General features: G+C 68.2%; 20 protein-coding genes and 2 tRNA genes. 8 read left to right on the top strand and 14 right to left on the bottom strand.

Annotation, left to right across the window (positions count from 1 at the left end):
• Positions 1-45: 45 nt before the first annotated feature.
• Both ATI37_RS09885 and ATI37_RS09880 read left to right on the top strand, forming a co-directional pair.
• The gene (locus ATI37_RS09885; RefSeq protein WP_117238195.1) at positions 46-1,053 is read left to right on the top strand and encodes an NAD(P)/FAD-dependent oxidoreductase; all 1,008 of its coding nucleotides are present in this window, start codon (positions 46-48) and stop codon (positions 1,051-1,053) included.
• Between the two features lie 96 nt (positions 1,054-1,149).
• Positions 1,150-1,698, top strand: coding sequence for a LabA-like NYN domain-containing protein (locus ATI37_RS09880; protein ID WP_117238194.1), 549 nt, complete (start codon positions 1,150-1,152; stop codon positions 1,696-1,698).
• Positions 1,699-1,915: 217 nt separating this feature from the next.
• Here ATI37_RS09880 and ATI37_RS09875 read toward each other — a convergent pair whose 3' ends face one another.
• Together ATI37_RS09875 and ATI37_RS09870 are read right to left on the bottom strand one after the other, a co-directional pair.
• Complete coding sequence (locus tag ATI37_RS09875; RefSeq protein WP_198665545.1) at positions 1,916-2,440, bottom strand: DUF402 domain-containing protein; 525 nt, start codon at positions 2,438-2,440, stop codon at positions 1,916-1,918.
• On the bottom strand, positions 2,437-2,628 hold the full coding sequence (locus ATI37_RS09870) for a YgaP family membrane protein (protein ID WP_117238192.1): 192 nt from the start codon (positions 2,626-2,628) through the stop codon (positions 2,437-2,439). Before ATI37_RS09870 ends, ATI37_RS09875 begins: the two co-directional genes overlap by 4 nt.
• 71 nt (positions 2,629-2,699) lie before the next feature.
• Between ATI37_RS09870 and ATI37_RS09865 the strand changes: the two genes are divergently transcribed.
• Both ATI37_RS09865 and ATI37_RS09860 read left to right on the top strand, forming a co-directional pair.
• Positions 2,700-2,776 (top strand) — tRNA-Ile (locus tag ATI37_RS09865).
• A gap of 43 nt (positions 2,777-2,819) precedes the next feature.
• Positions 2,820-3,149, top strand: coding sequence for a tRNA-binding protein (locus ATI37_RS09860; protein WP_117238191.1), 330 nt, complete (start codon positions 2,820-2,822; stop codon positions 3,147-3,149).
• A 77-nt stretch (positions 3,150-3,226) separates the two neighbouring features.
• On the opposite strand, the gene ATI37_RS09855 is transcribed toward ATI37_RS09860, so the two are convergent.
• Entirely contained in the window at positions 3,227-4,258 is a 1,032-nt protein-coding gene (locus tag ATI37_RS09855) for an SIS domain-containing protein (protein ID WP_117238190.1), read from the bottom strand.
• Positions 4,259-4,288: 30 nt separating this feature from the next.
• Here ATI37_RS09855 and ATI37_RS09850 point away from each other — a divergent pair, with 30 nt between their 5' ends.
• The 3 genes from ATI37_RS09850 to uvrA are packed head-to-tail and all read left to right on the top strand — an operon-like array spanning position 4,289 to position 7,801.
• Complete coding sequence (locus ATI37_RS09850) at positions 4,289-4,522, top strand: toxin-antitoxin system HicB family antitoxin (protein ID WP_117238189.1); 234 nt, start codon at positions 4,289-4,291, stop codon at positions 4,520-4,522.
• Positions 4,504-4,902: a type II toxin-antitoxin system VapC family toxin gene (locus ATI37_RS09845; protein ID WP_117238188.1), complete on the top strand. Its 399-nt coding sequence runs from the start codon at positions 4,504-4,506 to the stop codon at positions 4,900-4,902. Before ATI37_RS09850 ends, ATI37_RS09845 begins: the two co-directional genes overlap by 19 nt.
• A gap of 40 nt (positions 4,903-4,942) precedes the next feature.
• The gene (uvrA, locus tag ATI37_RS09840; RefSeq protein WP_117238187.1) at positions 4,943-7,801 is read left to right on the top strand and encodes an excinuclease ABC subunit UvrA; all 2,859 of its coding nucleotides are present in this window, start codon (positions 4,943-4,945) and stop codon (positions 7,799-7,801) included.
• Here the strand turns inward: uvrA and ATI37_RS09835 are convergent.
• From ATI37_RS09835 to ATI37_RS09800, 9 genes are all read right to left on the bottom strand, one after another.
• Entirely contained in the window at positions 7,798-8,391 is a 594-nt protein-coding gene (locus ATI37_RS09835; RefSeq protein ID WP_117238186.1) for a TetR/AcrR family transcriptional regulator, read from the bottom strand. The genes uvrA and ATI37_RS09835 overlap by 4 nt on opposite strands.
• 23 nt (positions 8,392-8,414) lie before the next feature.
• Positions 8,415-8,909, bottom strand: a complete 495-nt coding sequence (locus tag ATI37_RS09830) for a hypothetical protein (protein ID WP_117238185.1) — start codon at positions 8,907-8,909, stop codon at positions 8,415-8,417.
• Positions 8,910-8,919: 10 nt separating this feature from the next.
• Positions 8,920-9,777 (bottom strand): NAD(P)H-dependent flavin oxidoreductase, encoded by an 858-nt coding sequence (locus ATI37_RS09825; RefSeq protein ID WP_117238184.1) that lies wholly within the window; start codon positions 9,775-9,777, stop codon positions 8,920-8,922.
• 153 nt (positions 9,778-9,930) lie between these two features.
• Positions 9,931-10,527 carry a glycosyltransferase gene (locus ATI37_RS12200; RefSeq protein WP_232822493.1) on the bottom strand — a complete coding sequence of 199 codons (597 nt, stop codon included), beginning with the start codon at positions 10,525-10,527 and terminating at the stop codon, positions 9,931-9,933.
• On the bottom strand, positions 10,410-11,357 hold the full coding sequence (locus ATI37_RS09820) for a glycosyltransferase family 2 protein (RefSeq protein ID WP_232822492.1): 948 nt from the start codon (positions 11,355-11,357) through the stop codon (positions 10,410-10,412). The genes ATI37_RS12200 and ATI37_RS09820 overlap by 118 nt, the downstream gene beginning before the upstream one ends.
• A complete protein-coding gene (locus ATI37_RS09815) occupies positions 11,345-12,493 on the bottom strand; it encodes a HEAT repeat domain-containing protein (protein ID WP_117238183.1) in 1,149 nt (382 codons plus the stop codon). The genes ATI37_RS09820 and ATI37_RS09815 overlap by 13 nt, the downstream gene beginning before the upstream one ends.
• Positions 12,477-12,836, bottom strand: a complete 360-nt coding sequence (locus tag ATI37_RS09810; protein ID WP_117238182.1) for a response regulator transcription factor — start codon at positions 12,834-12,836, stop codon at positions 12,477-12,479. Before ATI37_RS09810 ends, ATI37_RS09815 begins: the two co-directional genes overlap by 17 nt.
• Positions 12,837-12,896: 60 nt before the next feature.
• Positions 12,897-15,062 (bottom strand): ATP-binding protein, encoded by a 2,166-nt coding sequence (locus ATI37_RS09805; RefSeq protein WP_117238181.1) that lies wholly within the window; start codon positions 15,060-15,062, stop codon positions 12,897-12,899.
• 38 nt (positions 15,063-15,100) lie between these two features.
• Positions 15,101-15,418, bottom strand: coding sequence for a cupin domain-containing protein (locus ATI37_RS09800; RefSeq protein ID WP_117238180.1), 318 nt, complete (start codon positions 15,416-15,418; stop codon positions 15,101-15,103).
• A 56-nt stretch (positions 15,419-15,474) separates the two neighbouring features.
• On the opposite strand from ATI37_RS09800, the gene ATI37_RS09795 reads away from it, so the two are divergent.
• Positions 15,475-15,551: transfer RNA gene (locus ATI37_RS09795), tRNA-Pro, on the top strand.
• A 94-nt stretch (positions 15,552-15,645) separates the two neighbouring features.
• Here the strand turns inward: ATI37_RS09795 and rpe are convergent.
• Both rpe and ATI37_RS09785 read right to left on the bottom strand, forming a co-directional pair.
• Entirely contained in the window at positions 15,646-16,311 is a 666-nt protein-coding gene (rpe, locus tag ATI37_RS09790; RefSeq protein ID WP_117238179.1) for a ribulose-phosphate 3-epimerase, read from the bottom strand.
• A gap of 7 nt (positions 16,312-16,318) precedes the next feature.
• Complete coding sequence (locus ATI37_RS09785; protein WP_117238593.1) at positions 16,319-16,753, bottom strand: phosphate-starvation-inducible PsiE family protein; 435 nt, start codon at positions 16,751-16,753, stop codon at positions 16,319-16,321.
• Positions 16,754-16,773: the final 20 nt, after the last annotated feature.

The raw sequence follows: 16,773 nt of genomic DNA, 5'->3' as shown, positions 1-16,773 counted from the left end.
TCCCCACCATGGGGAAAGCCTTAGAATGCCGGAAGAGGTAGGGCCATGGAGCACACGGACGTCATCGTCATCGGCGCGGGACCTGCGGGGCTTTTCGCAGGGTTTTATGTGGGCATGCGGGGGCTTTCCTTCCGCTTCATCGACCCTCTTCCGGAGCCAGGGGGACAGCTATCCGCCCTCTACCCGGAGAAGTACATCTACGACGTGGCGGGCTTCCCCAAGGTCTACGCCAAGGACCTGGTCCAGGGCCTAGTGGAGCAGGTGGCCCCCTTTGGCCCCATCTACAACCTGGGGGAGCGGGCGGAGACCCTCACCAGGGAGGACGGCCTCTTCAAGGTGGCCACCTCGGCCGGGGGGGTCTACACCGCCAAGGCGGTGATCATCGCCGCCGGGGTGGGGGCCTTTGAGCCCAGGCGCCTAGGGGCCCCGGGGGAGAAGGAGTTTGAAGGCAGGGGGGTCTACTACGCGGTGAGGGCCAAGGCCGAGTTCGAGGGGAAGCGGGTCCTGATCGTGGGGGGCGGGGACAGCGCCGTGGACTGGGCCCTGAACCTCCTGGGCACCGCCAAGGAGATCACCCTCATCCACCGCCGCTCCCAGTTTAGGGCCCACGAGGCCAGCGTTAAGGAGCTTCTCAGGGCCCACGAGGAGGGCCGCCTTAAGGTCCTCACCCCCTACGAGGTGCGCCGCCTCGAGGGAGACCTTTGGGTAAGGCGGGCAGTGATCTTCCACAACCAGACCCAAGAGGAGATGGAGCTTGCGGTGGACGCCGTCCTCATCCTGGCGGGCTACCTCACCAAGCTGGGCCCTCTGGCGGCCTGGGGGCTGGAGCTGGAGAAGAACAAGATCAAGGTGGACACCACCATGGCCACCAGCATCCCCGGCGTCTACGCCTGCGGGGACATCGTCACCTACCCCGGGAAGCTTCCCCTCATCGTCCTAGGTTTCGGCGAGGCGGCCATCGCCGCCAACCACGCCGCCGCCTACGCCAACCCCGCCCTCAAGGTGAACCCTGGCCACTCCTCGGAAAGGGCAGAGGAGAAGGCCCCGGCCTAGCCCCGCCCCATCCTGGCTTCTCCAGAACAGGAACCTCGGTTCACCCCAAACCCTCTGGGCCCTGGCCAGGGCCCTTTCCGCTAAGATGAGGCCAGCATGCGGGTTGCCCTATTCATTGACGGATCGTACATGTACCAGGCGGCCAAGCGCCTGGGCTGGAACGTGGACCACCGGCGGGTCCTCACCCAGTTCGCCACCCCCGAGCAGCTCTACAACGCCTTCTACTACGTGCCCGTCACCGACCCCGAGGACGAGCGCCAGCAGCGCTTCATAGACGCCCTGGTCTTCATGGGCTACACGGTGCGAAGCCGCTTGGTGCGGGGGGAGGCCCGGTTTGAGGCCATGATGGCCACCGACCTCCTCACCACCGCCCCCCGCTGGGACCGGGCCATCGTGGCCTCGGGCTCCGGGGACCTGGCCCACGCCTTCCAGGCCCTCAGGGCCATGGGCAAGGAGATCCACCTCCTGGGGGTGCGGGAGATTTCCGACATCGAGCTCCGCAACCAGGCGGACCGCTTCTTGAACCTCCCCGAGTGGCGGGAGGTGCTGGAAAGGGGCGTGGGGGGGCGCCGTACCTACGCAGGCTACCCGGTGGAGGCCACGGTGGAGGTACCCCCCGCCACGGTGGAGGGCCCAGGGAAGTAGCCCATGCCCCGGGGCCCCTAGCCCCCCTCCTCCTGGCCTTGGCGGCCCAGCGCCTAGCCCACAGGGCAGGCCTTTACCCTCTCCTGGGCGCGGGGGCAGTCCAGGGGTACTTCCCCAGTCCCAACCAGGCCATGGGCCAGGCCCGTAGCCCCCCTCTCCTATCATCGTTGCCCACCACGTCCCGGCGCACGCTCCCGGCCCCTCTACCCCGTATCCTCTAGATTCGCTCCATCCATGGCGAGGGCTCCCCAGGGGGCAGGACCGGCCACCGCCCCTCCCGCATGTGGCGGAGGATGGCCCCCACCGCCTCCTCAGCCTGGGCCACCCAGGCCCTTGGGTAGAGGTGGCGCTTGGCCAGAAACTCCTCCTGGTCGAAGACCTGGCAGGTGTGGTCGGCCCGGCACCGCACGTCCAGCTCCAGGTCGTACTGGCGGAAGCCCCTGCCGGTCCAAAGGGGAGGGGTCTGGACGTTCCAGTAGTACTCCAGAACCCGGCCCTCCCGCACGTCGGGCCCCCCGGAGTACCAGGCCCCGGGGAAGAAGGCCACGTAGGCCTCGTGGTCCAAGACCACCTGCCTCCCCTTGCCCGTGTGGTGGAAAACCCCGCCCTGGGGGAGGAGGGTGAGGACCCCCTCGGGCCGCACCTCCACCACCCGGGCCTCCCACCAGTAGTGCAGGGCATTCCCCGGGAACTTGAAGAACTCCACCCGCAGGGAGTCCCCGGGGGCCACGGGCAAGCTCACCGCTTGGTGCTGATGCCGAGGAGCCGGTAGAGGCCGCAGAAGCCGGTGACGGCGGTGAAGAGGAGGACCAGGGCCACAATGCCCAGGATCCAGTTCCACGGGGAGGCCGACTGGAAGGCGAAGTAGAAGAGGACCAGGGCCAGCACGAAGCGGATGGCCCGGTCGGTGGCGCTCTCGTTCACGGTCATGGTTTCACCTCCAGGTGAAGTATACACCCTCGGCTTTAGGGGCGCTTTGTGCTAAAATGACCCTTCGGCGCGGGCCGTTAGCTCAATCGGTCAGAGCGGCCGGCTCATAACCGGTTGGTTGCAGGTTCAAGTCCTGCACGGCCCACCAGAGGCCCCTTGCCAGGGGCCCGGTTTTTTGCCACACTCGGGGCATGGACCCCCTGCAGGCCTTCCAGGTTCTGGACGTGCGGGTGGGGCGGATCCTAAAGGCCGAGCCCCACGAGAAGGCCAGGAAGCCCAGCTACAGGCTCTGGATTGACTTTGGCCCCTTGGGGGTAAAGACCAGCTCCGCCCAGATCACGGACCTCTACCGGCCCGAGGCCCTAACGGGCCGCCTGGTGGTGGCGGCGGTGAACCTGGGGGTCCGCTCCATCGCCGGCTTCCCCTCAGAGGTCCTGGTCCTGGGGGTGCGGGACGAGGAGGGGCGGGTGGTCCTCCTGGCTCCTGAGCGGGAGGTGCCCCTGGGGGAAAAGGTCTTTTAACCGCCCTGGCCTGCGCCCAGACGGGCTCTAGAAAACGGGTGGCCATCGCCCTAGGTCCAATCCGGGTAGCGGGGCACTTAGCGGGTGCGGGTCACCTTGGAGAGGTGGCGGGGCCGGTCCGGGTCCAGGCCCCGGGCCCAGGCCAGGGCCTCGGCCATGGGGTAGAAGGCTTGGGCCAGGAGCAGGGAGGTGAGCTCGGGAGAAAGGGCCAGGGGAAGGCGCAAGGGTACGTCCGCCAGGTCCAGGGCCTCCGGCTCGGGGGAGAGGACAAGGAGGTGGGCCCCCGTGGCCTTCAGGGCCTCGAGGGTCCTCAGCGTGGCCTCCAGGGCCTGATCCCTTTGGACCAGGGCCAAAAGGGGGAAGCCCGCCTCCAAAAGGGCCTTGGGCCCGTGGAGGAACTCGGCGGCCGAAAGCCCCTCGGCGTGGAGGCCCGCCACCTCCTTGAGCTTTAGAGCGGCCTCGAGGGCCATGGGAAAGACGAGGCCCCGGCCCAGGACGAAGAGGTTTTCCGCCTCCACCAGGTCCTCGAGGCTCCCCTCGGCCCCCAGGGCCCGGCCCATGGCCTCGGGGAGAGCGGGGAGGGTCTCCCTCAAAGCGGGCTCCTCCAGGAGGTGGGCAAGGAGGTGGACCGTGGCGGCCAGCATGGCCAGGAAGCTCTTGGTGGCGGCCACGGCCTGCTCCTCCCCGGCGTGGAGGGGGAGGACCACCTCCGCCGCCTGGGCCAAGGGGCTTTCCTCCTGGTTCACCAGGGCCACGGTGAGGACCCCCGCCCCTCGGTAGGCCCGCACGGTCTCCACCACGTCCGGGCTCTCCCCGCTTTGGCTATAGGCCAGGAGGAGGCTAGGCCAAGGGACCCTGGGCCTCGCCCCGTAGAGGGTGAGGACGGAGGGGGCCAAGGAGAGGACGGGCCACAGGAGGCGGGTCTCCAGGAGGTACTTGGCGTAGAGGGCCGCGTGGTCCGAGCTCCCCCGGGCCACCGTGAGGACCAGAGCGGGGGGTCTTCGCCGCAGGAAGGCGGCGAGGCCGCGCACCTCGGCCTCGTTCTCTTTGAGAAGCCGCTCCACCACCTTAGGGGCTTCCTCCGCTTCCCGCAGCATCCAGGAGGCCATACTCAAAGTTTAGCATGCTAAAATCATGCCATGAGCACCCTTCAGGTGAAGAAGGTGCCCGACGAGCTCAAGGCCCGCCTCTTGCGCCAGGCCCGGGCTAGAGGCCTGACCCTGAGTGAGTTTGTCCTAAAGGCCCTGGAACGGGAGCTGGAGTGGTCCGAGTGGCAGGAACGCCTCTCCAAAAGGTCCCCCGTGGACCTGGGCCTCCCCGCCGCCAGGCTTCTAGAAGAGGCCCAGGAGGGGAAGTGGACCGCCTCGTCCTAGACGCCTCCGCCGCGGCGGAGTACCTCCTCCGCACCCCTTTGGGCCAACAGGTGGCTGCCCTGGTGGAGGGAAAGAGCCTCTTCGCCCCAGCCCTCCTGGACGCCGAGGTGTTGGCCGTGCTCCACAGGGCGATCCTCTCTGGCCGCCTTTCCCCAAAGCGGGCCCAGGAAGCCTTGGAGGACCTCTCCAGCTGGCCCCTCATCCGGGTGGACCACAGGCCCCTCCTCCTACCCGCCTTTGCCCTAAGGGATCGCCTCTCCGCCTACGAGGCCCTCTACGCGGCCTTGGCCCAGAAGCTTGCCGCCCCCATCCTCACCGCAAGCGGCCCCTTGGCCCGGGTCCCAGGCCTTCCCGTACCCCTGATCCACCTCCGCCTCTAGGCCCTACTCCGGGCCCTGAAGGGGTGGTATACTTCCACAGATGGACCGCATCGTCATCCGGGGGGCGCGGGAGCACAACCTGAAGAACATCAGCCTCGAGCTCCCCCGGGGCAAGTTCATCGTCATCACCGGGGTCTCGGGCTCGGGGAAGAGCACCCTGGCCTTTGACACCATCTACGCCGAGGGGCAGAGGCGCTATGTGGAAAGCCTCTCCAGCTACGCCCGCCAGTTCCTGGGGGTGATGGACAAGCCCGAGGTGGAGAGCATTGAGGGCCTCTCCCCCGCCATCTCCATTGACCAGAAGACCACGAGCCACAACCCCCGCTCCACCGTGGGCACGGTCACGGAGATCCACGACTACCTCCGCCTCCTCTTCGCCCGGGTGGGCACCGCCCACTGCCCCGAGTGCGGCCGTCCCATTGAGAAGCAGTCCGCCAGCGAGATCGCCGACCGCCTCCTCCAGAAGCCCCCTGGCACCCGGGCCGTCCTCATGGCCCCCCTGGTCCGGGGCAGGAAGGGGGAGTACCGCAAGCTCTTCCAGCAGCTCCTGAAGGAGGGGTACGCCCGGGTGCGGGTGGACGGGGTCATCTACCTCCTGGAGGAGGCCCAGAACCTCAACCTGGAGAAATACGAGAAACACGACATCGACCTGGTGGTGGACCGGGTGGTCCTCAAGGAAGAGGAGCGCCCCCGCATCGCCGAGGCCGTGGAGCTCGCCCTCCTCCGGGGGGAGGGCCTCCTGCGGGTCCTCTACCCCGACCTGGGGGAGGAGGCCCTTTACTCAGAGAAGTTCGCCTGCCCCGAGCACGGCTCTGTGCTGGAGGAGCTTGAGCCCCGGATCTTCTCCTTCAACGCCCCCTACGGGGCCTGCCCCGCCTGCTCGGGGCTTGGGTACAAGCAGGAGTTTGACCCCGCCTTGGTGGTGAACCCCGAGCTCTCCCTGGCCGAGGGGGCCATCCTCCCCTGGGCCCGGGGGCGGGACACGGGCCGGAGCTACCTCTGGGACCGCCTACGGGCTTTGGCAGAGCACCTCTCCTTTGACCTCAGGACCCCCTTCAAGGATCTGCCGGAGGAGGCGAGGCAGGCGGTGCTTTACGGCCTCCCCGAGCCCTTCCAGGTGGTCTTCCGCCGCGGGGGTAAGGAGACCTTCCGGGTAGAGGTCCACTACGAGGGGGTCATCCCCTGGCTGGAGAAGCGCTATGGGGAGGCGGACTCCGAGGGGGTGCGGGAGGTCCTCGAGGGCTTCATGGCCACGAAGCCCTGCCCCGCGTGCGGGGGAACCCGGTACAGGAGGGAGGTGCTCTCGGTGAGGGTGGCGGGGAGGAACATCGCCGAGGTCTCCGCCCTCACGGTGCGGGACGCCCTGGCCTTCTTCCAGGACCTTGGGGAAAAGCTCCCCCCCTTCCAGGCCAGGATCGCCCAGCCCATCCTGCGGGAGATCGTGGAGCGCCTGGGGTTCCTGGTGGGGGTGGGCCTGGACTACCTCACCCTGGACCGGGCCGCCAACACCCTCTCCGGGGGCGAGGCCCAAAGGATCCGCCTGGCCACCCAGGTGGGCTCGGGCCTCACCGGGGTCCTCTACGTCCTGGACGAGCCCAGCATCGGCCTCCACCCCCGGGACAACCAGCGCCTCATCGCCACCCTCAAGCGCCTCCAGGCCCTGGGCAACACCCTGATCGTGGTGGAGCACGACGAGGAGACCATGCGGGCCGCGGACTGGATCGTGGACATGGGCCCGGGGGCGGGGATCCACGGGGGGGAGGTGGTGGCCGAGGGCCCCCTCGAGGCCATCCTGCGAAACCCAATGAGCCTCACCGGGGCCTATCTGAGGGGGGAGAAGCGGATCCCCGTGCCCAAGGAGCGCCGCAAGGGAAACGGCAAGTGGCTGGTGCTCAAAGGGGCTAGGGAGCATAACCTCAAGGGGATCACCCTGCGCATCCCCCTGGGCCGCTTCGTGGCGGTCACCGGACCCTCGGGCTCGGGCAAGAGCACCCTCATCCACGACATCCTCTACGCCGCCCTGGCCCAGAGGCTCATGCGGGCCAAGACCACCCCTGGGGCCTACGAGGGCCTGGAGGGAATAGAGCACCTGGACAAGGTCATCGAGATCGACCAGTCCCCCATCGGCCGCACCCCCCGCTCCAACCCCGCCACCTACACGGGCATCTTTGACGAGATCCGCGACCTCTTCGCCAAGACCCCCGAGGCCAGGAAGCGGGGCTACGGCCCGGGCCGGTTCTCCTTCAACGTCAAGGGGGGGCGGTGCGAGGCCTGCGGTGGGGACGGCACGGTGAAGATCGAGATGCTCTTCCTGCCCGACCTCTACGTGCCCTGCGAGGTGTGCAAGGGGAGGCGCTACAACCGGGAAACCCTGGAGGTGAAGCTTAGGGGCAGGAGCATCGCCGACGTCCTGGACATGACCGTGGAGGAGGCCCTGGACTTCTTCCAGAACGTCCCCACCATCGCCCGCAAGCTCCAGCTCATGGTGGACGTGGGCCTAGGGTACATGCGCCTGGGCCAGCCCTCCCCCACCCTCTCCGGGGGGGAGGCCCAGCGGGTCAAGCTGGCCACGGAGCTAGGGCGCAAGTCCACGGGCCGCACCCTCTACATCCTGGACGAGCCCACCACCGGCCTCCACTTCGACGACGTGGCCAAGCTCCTCTCGGTCCTCCACCGCCTGGTGGACGGGGGTAACACCGTGGTGGTCATTGAGCACAACCTGGAGGTGGTGAAGACCGCGGACTGGGTCATTGACCTGGGGCCGGAGGGCGGGGACCGGGGCGGGGAGATCGTGGCCGAAGGCACCCCGGAGGAGGTGGCCCTCACGGGAAGCCCCACCGGCGTCTTCCTGGCCAGGATCCCCGAGATCGCCGAAAGGCTCAAGGTGGCCGCGGACTAGCGGGCCAGGATGCCCAAAAGGGCTAGGTCCAGGGTCTTCTCCAGCTCCCCCTTCAGGTCCCGGTGGGGGGTGTAGGCCGCCCAGCGCAAGGCGGAGAGGAAGTAGAGGTCGGCCAAGGTCCGGCCCATGCGTTCCAGGGAGAGGTCCTGCCGCACCATCCCCTTCTCCTTGAGGGGCCTTAGCACCTCGGCGATCAGGTCCCCAAGAGGCAGGGCCTCAAAGGCCGCCCTGGCCCGGATGGGCTCGGGGTTCAAAAGCTCGTAGAAGAGGGGCAGCAAGAGCTCCTTCTCCGCCTCGGTGAACAGGGCCACCTCCTGGAAGAGGAAGTGAAGGACGGCCAAAGGGTCCATCCCCTGGGCCAGGCGCCCACGTATCTCCTCCCTGAGCCGGGCTAGAAGGAGGCTCCCGTAGTCCAAAAGGACGGCCTCCTTGTAGGGGAAGTAGTTGAAGAAGGTGCCCCGGGAAACGTGGGCGGCCTTGGCGATGTCGCTGGCCGTGGTCTCCTGGAAGCCCCGCTCGCGGAAGAGGGCCATGGCCGCCTGGAAGATCCGGTCCCGGCGCCGCCTTTTCTGGTACTCCCTCACGGTCATGGGCTTAGTGTACCCGTACAAACTCAAAGCTCAACCACTTTTCCTACCCAGTCCGAGAGGGCGGGAAGGAGGGCTAGCCCCCCCCGGGTGGTGTACACCCTGCCCTCCCGCAGGAAAGGCACGGGCTCCACCTGGTACCCCATCCCCCGGAGGGGTTCCGCCACCTCCTCCCCCCCCGCCACCCGGGGAGGGAGCCTCCCCACCTCCGCCAGGAAGAGGTGGGCGTTGTACCCCAGGAAGACGATCTCCAGATCTTCCCAGACCAACTCCAAAAAGGCCAACCAGGTGGAGTCCTGGGCCATCCGTCCAGGACTCCTGGCCCCGGGTATGAGGAGGGCCTTGGGGGGCGGGGCCGCGGGAAAGGCGTAGGTGGGGGTCCAGACCGAACCCGCCAAGGCGGGCGTCCCCTTTCGGCCCTTGGCCACGGTGTAGGCGGGGATGCCCAACCGCCTCGCCGCCTCGAGGCCCAAGGCCGCTTCCAGCTCGGAGAACTCGGGGAGGAGGAGGATCGCCAGCACCCTGGGCCCATTATGAGGGAAGGGCCCGCCTGGCCTCCTGGTATTCCGCCACCAGGCGGGCCACCACCTCCTTGGCCGAGGGGATTTCCCGGATGAAGGCCACCCCGTGCCCTGCGGAGTAGACCTCCTTCCAGGCCTTCCCCCCGCCCTGGCGGAAGCGCTCCAGGGACTCCCGGAGGAAGTTGCCCGGCACCCCGGACACCTCAGGGGTGTAGAGGATGTCCTCGGGGGTGGCCCGGAGGAGGGCCTCCTTGTACTCCAGAGGGGCCTCGGATTCCAGGGTGGCGATGAAGCGGGTGCCGATGTAGGCCCCGTCCCCCAGGGCTAAGGCGGCGAGGAGCTGGCGGCCCGTGGCGATGCCCCCGGCGATGAGGACGGGCACCCCGAGTTCTTCCCGGAGCCAGGGCCCGAGGACGAAGGGGCTCACCGTGCCCGCATGCCCCCCCGCCCCGGAGGCCACGGCCACCAGGGCGTCGGCCCCGGCCGCCACCGCCTTTTTCCCGTGCCTCAGGCCCACCACATCGCACCAGACCACGCCCCCGTAGGCCTTGACCCTTTCCGCCACCCTCGAGGGGTCCCCCAGGGAGGTGACCACCAGGGGCACCCGGCGCTCGGCCACGGCCAGGAGGTCCTCCTCGAGGCGGGGGTTGTCCTTCAGGATCAGGTTGACCCCGAAGGGCACCCCTTGGGGGAAGTTCTCCAGGAACTCCCGGAAGGCCCCGTGGGTGCGGAAGTTGAGGCTAGGGATGACCCCGATCCCCCCCGCCTCGGCCACCGCGAGGAGAAGCCTGGCCCCGGAGACCAGGAACATGGGGGCAGCCACGATGGGGTAGCGGAGGCCCAGCATCCTGGTGACGGCGGTTTCCATGGCACAGGATTTTACCGGGTTCAAGGAATGACCAGGGGGTGGAACCGGACCGGTCCCTAAGGCTTGCCCTCTGGGAAGGGGCCCTCTCCGCCCCTTTTACCCACTGGAGCACCGGGGTGATCCTGACAGGCTACGCCCCCGGGGCCTTGGCCCTCAGGATCCTGGTGGCCTGGCGCTTTCGCCTTCTAACCCCTTGCGGCGCATCTCCCCCCACTGGCCCCGCTTCCTGAGGACCTGAAAGGTGGCCAGGAAGCGCTCCAGGGCCAGAACCTGGCGGTAGCCCAGCACCTCCAGAAGGCTCAGGAAGAGGAGGACCACCCGGTCAAGGAGCCTGGGGTAGCGCTTGAGGAGAAGGGTCTCCATGCCGATGGCCAGCTGGGAGAGGAGCACCCCGTACCCCAGGGCCAGGAGGAGGAAGAGAAGGGCGAACTCGGCGTTGAGGACCCCAAGGAGGTAAAAGACGGGAAGGAGGAGGTAGCCTAAGACCTCCACCACCGGCCCCAGGGCCTCAAAGAGGAAGAAGTAGGGCATGGCCACCAGGCCCAGGCGGCCGTAGCTGGGGTTGAAGAGCATGGCCCGGTGGAGCCAAAGGACCTCCCATAGCCCCCGGTGCCAGCGGTTCCGCTGCCGCCTCAGGGTGGCCCAGTCGGCAGGCACCTCCGTATAGCAGATGGGGTCTGGGGTGTAGAGCACCCTGCAGTCCCGTCCCTCCTCCCGCGCCCTCCGGTGGAGGCGGACCACCAGTTCCATGTCCTCCCCCACGGTGTCCGTGCGGTACCCCCCGCCCTCAGGGCCTCGCTCCGCCGGAAGAGGCCAAAAGCCCCGGAGATGATGAGGAGGGCGTTCATGGCGCTCCACCCAGCCCGGCCCATGAAGAAGGCCCGGGCGTACTCAACGATCTGCATCTTCTCCAGAAATCCCTTGGGAAGGCGGAGCTCCTCCACGATGCCCTCCCGCACCCTGGCCCCGTTCAGGGGGCGGATGGTCCCCCCCACCGCCAGGACCCGCTCGTCCTCCAGGAAAAGCCGGCTCGCCCGGAGGAGGGCCTCGGGGTCCAGGAGGCTGTCCGCATCCACCCCGCAGAAGAGGGGGTAGCGGGCGAGGTTGAGGCCGGCGTTCAGGGCGTCCGCCTTGCCCCCGTTTTCCTTGTCCACCACCAGGAGGTTGGGGTGGGCGAGGGAACGGTAGACCCCGCGGATGGGCTTGGTGGGGAGGGCCCTTCGGAAAACCCAGTCCACCCGGACCAGGCGGAAGGCCTCCTTCAGGACCTCGAGGGTCCGGTCCTTGGGGCCGTCGCAGACCACGATCACCTCAAACTCCGGGTAGCGGAGGGCCAGGAAGGAGCGCACCGAGTGGACGATGGTCCTCTCCTCGTTGTAGGTGGGGACCAGGATGGAGACGGGCAGGTAGGCCTCCCGCTCCAGGAGGTCCTTGAGGGAGAGCTCCGAGAGCTCCCGGGCGTAGCGGGCCACCATGCCCAGGCCGAAGACGGCGAAGAGGGCGTAGAGGAAGTTGAGGAGGGCGAAGTAGTAGAGGATAAAGACCTGGTAAGCGTAAAGGAGGGGGGCTAGGAACTCCATGCTGCCTCCTGAAGCACCTGGGCGGCCATGGCCCGGCCGTAAGGGTCGGAATGGGCCTCGGCTGCCTTCCTGAGGAGTTCCAGGTCCAGGGTAGCCAAGGCCTCCGCCGCCGCCCGGCGCACGTAGAAGGAAGGGTCCTCGAGGGCCTCCCAGAGGGCCCTTCTGGCAAGGTTTTGGGGGAGAAGGGGCGCGAGGCGGGCCGCATGGACCCTCAGGAACTCTTCCCCACCCGTCAGAAGCCCCAAGACCACCCCCTCGTGGCCCACAAGGGGATAGCCCAGGCGGGCTAGGGCCCTGAGGGCGGCCGCCTGCACCTCGGGGTCCTCGGCCTCCAGGAAGGGGAGAACCCTCTCCGCCAAGGCGTGGAGATGGAGGCGGCCCGTGGCCTCCAGGGCCGCCCAGACCTCCTCCCTTCCCCCCTTTTCCAGAAAAAGGGCCGCCACGGGCTCCCCCCGGTCCTCCAGGAGGAGCAGGGCCTCCAGAAGGGCCCCCCGGGGGAGCCCCGCCCTCAAGAGGGCCTTACCCAGGTGAAGGACCCCCTCTCCCTGGGCCACCCGGGCCCCGGCCCGGGCCGCCGCCAGCCGGAGGACGGGGTCCCGCTGCTCCAGATAGGGAAGGATAGCCCAAAGGGTCTCGGGAAGTCGGGCGAGCCCCAGGGCCTCCAGGGCCTCGAGGCGCTCGGGGCGGGAGGTCCAACGGGCCTGGAGGCGAAACACCCAGGGCGGACGGGCCTGCCGGAGCCAACCGGACACTCTCTCTCCCATCTCCCCTTTTAGCATCTCCCTTAGGTGCAAGAGGGCCTCCAGAGCGGGCTCCGGCCAAGGAGGGGGCGGGGGTTTACCCCCGGAGAAGAGGGCCTCGGTAAAGGTGGAGAGGTACCGCTCGTAAAGGGCCCTATCCCGGACCTCTTTCCAGTAGGTGTAGACGTGGTAAAGGAGGATGTATGCCCCTAGGACCAGGAGGGCCAGGGCGGTGAGGAGAAGCCCCCGCAGGAGGTAGAGCCTAGCCAAGGGGTAGTCAAAGGCACCCAGGAGGCGCCCCGAAAAAACCCAAAGGAGCCCGCCCAGGGCCAGGGCCTCGAGGGCCACCACCAGGAAGACGAGGAGGGCGTAGAGCCGCTCACCTTTTCGCCACATGCCGCTCCAGTCTGAGGACCAGCTCGCCCGGGCTGAAGGGCTTGGTGAGGTAGTCCTGGGCCCCCAGGCGCATGGCTTCCAAAACCGTCCTCTCCTGCTTCAGGCCGGAGAGAACGATCACCGGGATCGCCTTGCCCAGGTCCTGGCGCAGGTGGCGGAGGAGGTCCAGGCCGAACCCCCCGGGCAGGTTCAGGTCCAAAATGATGGCCTCCCAGGCCTCGGCGAGCCTCTCCTTGGCCGCGGGGAGGCCCTTGGCCAGGTGGACCTCATGGCCCGCCCGGGAGAGGACCATCTCAAGCACCCGGGCTACCAAAGGGTCGTCTTCCACCAAAAGAACCCTCATGCAACCTCCGAACTACTCCCAACTACAAGGTAAGAAGGGGATGTCAAAACCCCGTGAAAGCTACTCTCCCAGCTCCCGCAAAAGGCGCCCCACCTCGGGGTCCGGGTTGGCCCTGAGCTCCTCCTGCAGGAGCCTCCGGGCCTCCTCCCCCTTCCCCTGCTCCAGGAGGGCCTTGGCCAGGGTGAAGCGGCCCAAGGGGTAGTCGGGCCTCACCAGGAGGACTTGGCGGGCGAGAAGCTCCGCCTCCTTGGCCCGGCCCAAGGCCAGCGCCACCTCCGCCAGGCCCCAGCGGGCGTCCAGGTTCCCGGGGTCCTGGGAGAGGACCTGGCGGTAGCTCGCCTCCGCCTCCCCGTAGCGCCCCATGTGGTGGAGGAGGCGGCCATAGCGTACCCGGATGTCGGGGCTGTCCAGAAGGGCTAGGGCCCTCTCGTAAAGGGGCTTGGCCTCGGCGTGACGGCCTTGGAGGTAGAGGGCGAAGGCCAGTTCCCCTAGGGCCTCGGCGTCATCGGGGAAGGCGGCAACCGCCCGCCTCAGATGGGCCTCGGCCCCTTGGGGGTCCCCCGGGAGGCGCCCTTTCCCCTCGTAAAAGCTCCTCCGCTCCCGAAAGGAAAGGGGTTCCGAGGGGAAGCCCTCGAGGCCTAGCTCGTCCAGGGCGAAGGCCCGCACCTGGCTCACCCGGTCCGCCTGGGGAGCGTACGTGAACAAAGCCTCAGCCACCTTGGCGGAAAGGACCACCGCCTCCCCGCTTCGCACCTCCACACGAAAGCCCCGGTTACCCTCGGGGCCCAGGAGGCGGAAGACCACCTCCCCCGAGGGGCCATAGGCCGCCCGCACCAGGGGCGCAGAGAGGAGCTTCCGCCGCTCCCCCGTGCCCAAGACCACCCCCTCCCCAGCGGGAAGCCCTTCGGCACCCAGGGCCAGCCGGCCCCGGTAGAGGGAAACCCGCCCCCCTTCCTCCCGGGAAAGGCGCAGGTGGGTGCCCGTGGGCCGGACCTCCCCTTCCGGGGTGGAGAGGGTGAGGGGGATGGCCGCCTCCCGCACCGCCTCCACGCTGCCCGCCTCCAGGGCCACCCGCACCCGCTCTCCACCACCCCAGAGGCTCCGCCACCTCCGGGCCTCCCCCCGGGCCTCGGGGCTAAAGGCCAGCTCCAACCCCTTTAGGCGCACCACCTCCCCCGCGGGCACCTCCCCGAAGGCCTTGGAGCCCAGGGGGGCCGGGTAGAGGGGAAGCCGGGCCAGGGCGATGAGGGCGAGAAGGAGGAGGAGAAGCCGCCCCACCGGGGCCCTCTGGCCGGGCCTGGGCCTGGGGAGAAGGAGGAGGAAAAGGCTTCCCCTGCCCAGGCGGCTCCTCAGGCGTGCCTCGCCCCCGTGGGCCTCGAGGACCCGCTTCACCAGAGCCAGTCCCAGCCCTGTGCCCTCCACTTCCCCCCGGGTGGAGGCCCGGTAGAAGGGCTCAAAGACCTTTTCCTGCTCCTCCTTGGGGATGCCGGGGCCGGTGTCGGCCACAGCGATGCCGTAGCGATCCCGGCTCTGGAGGAGGCGCACGGCCACCTGCCCCCCCTCCGGGGTGTACTTGACGGCGTTGGAAAGGACGTTGAGCACCGCCTGGTAAAGCCAGTCCCGGTCCCCATAGGCCCAGGCCTCCCCCCGGGGCAGGGTAAGGCGGAGGGCGATCCGCTTCCTGCGGGCCAAGGGGCGCACCTCCTCCACCGCCTCCTGGAGGAGGGCCTTCAGGTCCACCCGCTCCACCTCGAGGCGGACCCCCTGGCCCAGCCTCAGGTAGTCCTGGGCCTTTTGCAGAAGCTCTTGGATGCGCCTGGCGCTCCTCTTGGCGATCTGGAGAAGTTCCCTAGCCTCCTCGGGCAGACCCTCCACCCCCAGGAGCTCCATGGCGCCCAGGATGCTCATGAGGGGGTTTTTGATCTCGTGAAGGAGGAGGCGAAGAAGCCTCGCCGTCTCGTCCTGGGCCTGGAGGAGGGCAAGTTCCCGCTCCCGCAGGGCGAGGAGCTCCCGGAAGGCCCGCAAAAGGAGGGCCAAGGCCTCCCGCACCCCCCGGCTTGGGGGCTTGGGACCCTCCCAATAAAGGGCCAGCTCCCCCTCCTGCAAAAGCTTCTCCCCCTGCACGGGCCCCTGGGGCAGAACCTCACCCCGGTAGACGAGCCGCACCGGGTAGCGGGCGAGGAGTTCCGCCAGGAAGGCGAGGTCCGAGGGAGGAGCCCGCACCATCGCCTCCAGCCTAGGGCCTCTGCGCGAAAAATCTGTGGCTAGGGCTTGGGGGCCATGACCACCAGGAGCAGGGCGGGGCTTGCCGACTCGTTCCTGACCCCGTGCACCTCCCCCGCCGGGGCCAAAACAGCCATGCCCGGGGCCAGGAGGGCCTCCTCCTCCCCCACCTGGACCACCACCTCCCCCTCGAGGACGCAGTACACCTTGTCCGAGCCCCTGTGGGCGTGCGCCTTCTGCGCTTGCCCTGGAAGAAGGGCGTAGAGATCAAAGAACATCCGTTCCGAGTCAAAGACGGGGATCTTCAAAAGCTTCTCCTCGGAGAAGCGGGCTAGCTTCTTCAGGTCGCGGATCTCCATGCCCCCAAGTCTACTTGACGAAGGGCGGGCGGGAGGCTAGACTGACCTCTGCGCGCCGGGGAGTAGCGCAGCCTGGTAGCGCACACGCTTGGGGTGCGTGTGGTCGTCGGTTCAAATCCGGCCTCCCCGACCAAAGGGCCCCGCCCTGAGGGCGGGGTAAAGCATTCTACGGCCGGGGTTAGAGGACGATGGCGCAACCTCCTGCCGAGCCTTGTCCCAGACCCCACCTATCCGCCGCCGAAGGCATACAGCGCCGCCTTTAACTCCCTCAAATTCTCCCCGACCGGCCTGTCGTTGAAAAGGGCGCTTCCCGCCACCGCCACGTCCGCACCCGCCAGGTAGACCTCGCCCACCGTGCTCCGGTTTATCCCCCCGTCCACTTCCAGGAGGCAGCCCGGGTTAAGGGCATCCCGCATGGCCTTCAGCCGCCTAAGCCGCTCGGTGGACTGGGGGATGTACCTCTGCCCGCCAAACCCTGGGTTCACGCTCATGAGGAGGGCCAGGTCCAGCTCAGGCAGAAGGGCTTCAAAGGCAGCCAAAGGGGTGGCGGGGTTGATGGCCAGCCCCGCCTTCTTCCCCAGCTCCTTCACCCGCTGCACCGCCCGGTGGGCGTGGGGCGTGGCCTCAAAGTGGACGGTGATGATGTCCGCCCCCGCCTGGGCGAAGTCCTCCAGGTAGCGCTCCGGGTTCACGATCATGAGGTGGACGTCCAAGGGCAAGGCCGTCACCCGGCGCACCGCCTCCACCAGGATGGGGCCGAAGGTGAGGTTGGGGACAAAGATCCCGTCCATCACGTCCAAGTGGATCCAGTCCACCCCGGCCGCTTCCGCCTCCTCAATGGCCTCCTTCAGCCTGCTTAGGTCCGCCGTGAGAATGGAGGGGGCAAAGCGCACGGCCCCACTATACCCCGCGGACCATGCGGTAGGCCCAGGCCAGGGCCAAGACCATGAGGGTAAGGAGGAGGAGCTCCGCCAAGACGGCCTGGAACCCGGGATGATCCAAGGAGAAAGGGTACTTCTGCAACCCCTCTGCGGTGATCACCAGGATCCGCCGCACCCCGGCGATGAGGCCGATGACCAAAAAGGGTTCCACCTGGAGCTGCCCTTCGCGGGCAAAGCGGATCACGGTGTAGAGAATCTCCGCCATCATGAGGGTGAGAAGCACCCGGTCCAGGAGGAGGATGGGAAGGCTGGCCCCTCTGCCCTGAAGGACCAAATCCACGCCCTCCAAGACCGCGGCCCCAAGAAGGTAAGCCGCGCCCAGGACCACAAGAACCCCCGAAAAGGCGTAGATGAGCGCCTCTAGCCGGGGAAATTGGCGGAAGAGAAACTCCATGGAAACAGGGTAGCAGGGGC

It is taken from the genome of Thermus sediminis (assembly GCF_003426945.1).
GTDB classification, from domain to species: domain Bacteria; phylum Deinococcota; class Deinococci; order Deinococcales; family Thermaceae; genus Thermus; species Thermus sediminis.
The sequence above is the reverse complement of the archived record's forward strand: the minus strand, read 5'-3'. Positions and strand labels throughout refer to the sequence as shown.

What these genes read in the sequence shown, in the direction of transcription:
- ATI37_RS09850 (WP_117238189.1), top strand. Translation starts at nt 4,289, where the DNA reads ATGAGCACCCTTCAGGTGAAGAAGGTGCCCGACGAGCTCAAGGCCCGC.
- ATI37_RS09800 (WP_117238180.1), bottom strand. Translation starts at nt 15,418, where the DNA reads ATGGAGATCCGCGACCTGAAGAAGCTAGCCCGCTTCTCCGAGGAGAAG.
- ATI37_RS12200 (WP_232822493.1), bottom strand. Translation starts at nt 10,527, where the DNA reads ATGGAACTGGTGGTCCGCCTCCACCGGAGGGCGCGGGAGGAGGGACGG.
- ATI37_RS09805 (WP_117238181.1), bottom strand. Translation starts at nt 15,062, where the DNA reads ATGGTGCGGGCTCCTCCCTCGGACCTCGCCTTCCTGGCGGAACTCCTC.
- ATI37_RS09835 (WP_117238186.1), bottom strand. Translation starts at nt 8,391, where the DNA reads ATGACCGTGAGGGAGTACCAGAAAAGGCGGCGCCGGGACCGGATCTTC.
- ATI37_RS09885 (WP_117238195.1), top strand. Translation starts at nt 46, where the DNA reads ATGGAGCACACGGACGTCATCGTCATCGGCGCGGGACCTGCGGGGCTT.
- uvrA (WP_117238187.1), top strand. Translation starts at nt 4,943, where the DNA reads ATGGACCGCATCGTCATCCGGGGGGCGCGGGAGCACAACCTGAAGAAC.
- ATI37_RS09825 (WP_117238184.1), bottom strand. Translation starts at nt 9,777, where the DNA reads ATGGAAACCGCCGTCACCAGGATGCTGGGCCTCCGCTACCCCATCGTG.
- ATI37_RS09870 (WP_117238192.1), bottom strand. Translation starts at nt 2,628, where the DNA reads ATGACCGTGAACGAGAGCGCCACCGACCGGGCCATCCGCTTCGTGCTG.
- ATI37_RS09880 (WP_117238194.1), top strand. Translation starts at nt 1,150, where the DNA reads ATGCGGGTTGCCCTATTCATTGACGGATCGTACATGTACCAGGCGGCC.
- ATI37_RS09785 (WP_117238593.1), bottom strand. Translation starts at nt 16,753, where the DNA reads ATGGAGTTTCTCTTCCGCCAATTTCCCCGGCTAGAGGCGCTCATCTAC.
- ATI37_RS09815 (WP_117238183.1), bottom strand. Translation starts at nt 12,493, where the DNA reads ATGTGGCGAAAAGGTGAGCGGCTCTACGCCCTCCTCGTCTTCCTGGTG.
- ATI37_RS09820 (WP_232822492.1), bottom strand. Translation starts at nt 11,357, where the DNA reads ATGGAGTTCCTAGCCCCCCTCCTTTACGCTTACCAGGTCTTTATCCTC.
- ATI37_RS09860 (WP_117238191.1), top strand. Translation starts at nt 2,820, where the DNA reads ATGGACCCCCTGCAGGCCTTCCAGGTTCTGGACGTGCGGGTGGGGCGG.
- ATI37_RS09855 (WP_117238190.1), bottom strand. Translation starts at nt 4,258, where the DNA reads ATGGCCTCCTGGATGCTGCGGGAAGCGGAGGAAGCCCCTAAGGTGGTG.
- ATI37_RS09810 (WP_117238182.1), bottom strand. Translation starts at nt 12,836, where the DNA reads ATGAGGGTTCTTTTGGTGGAAGACGACCCTTTGGTAGCCCGGGTGCTT.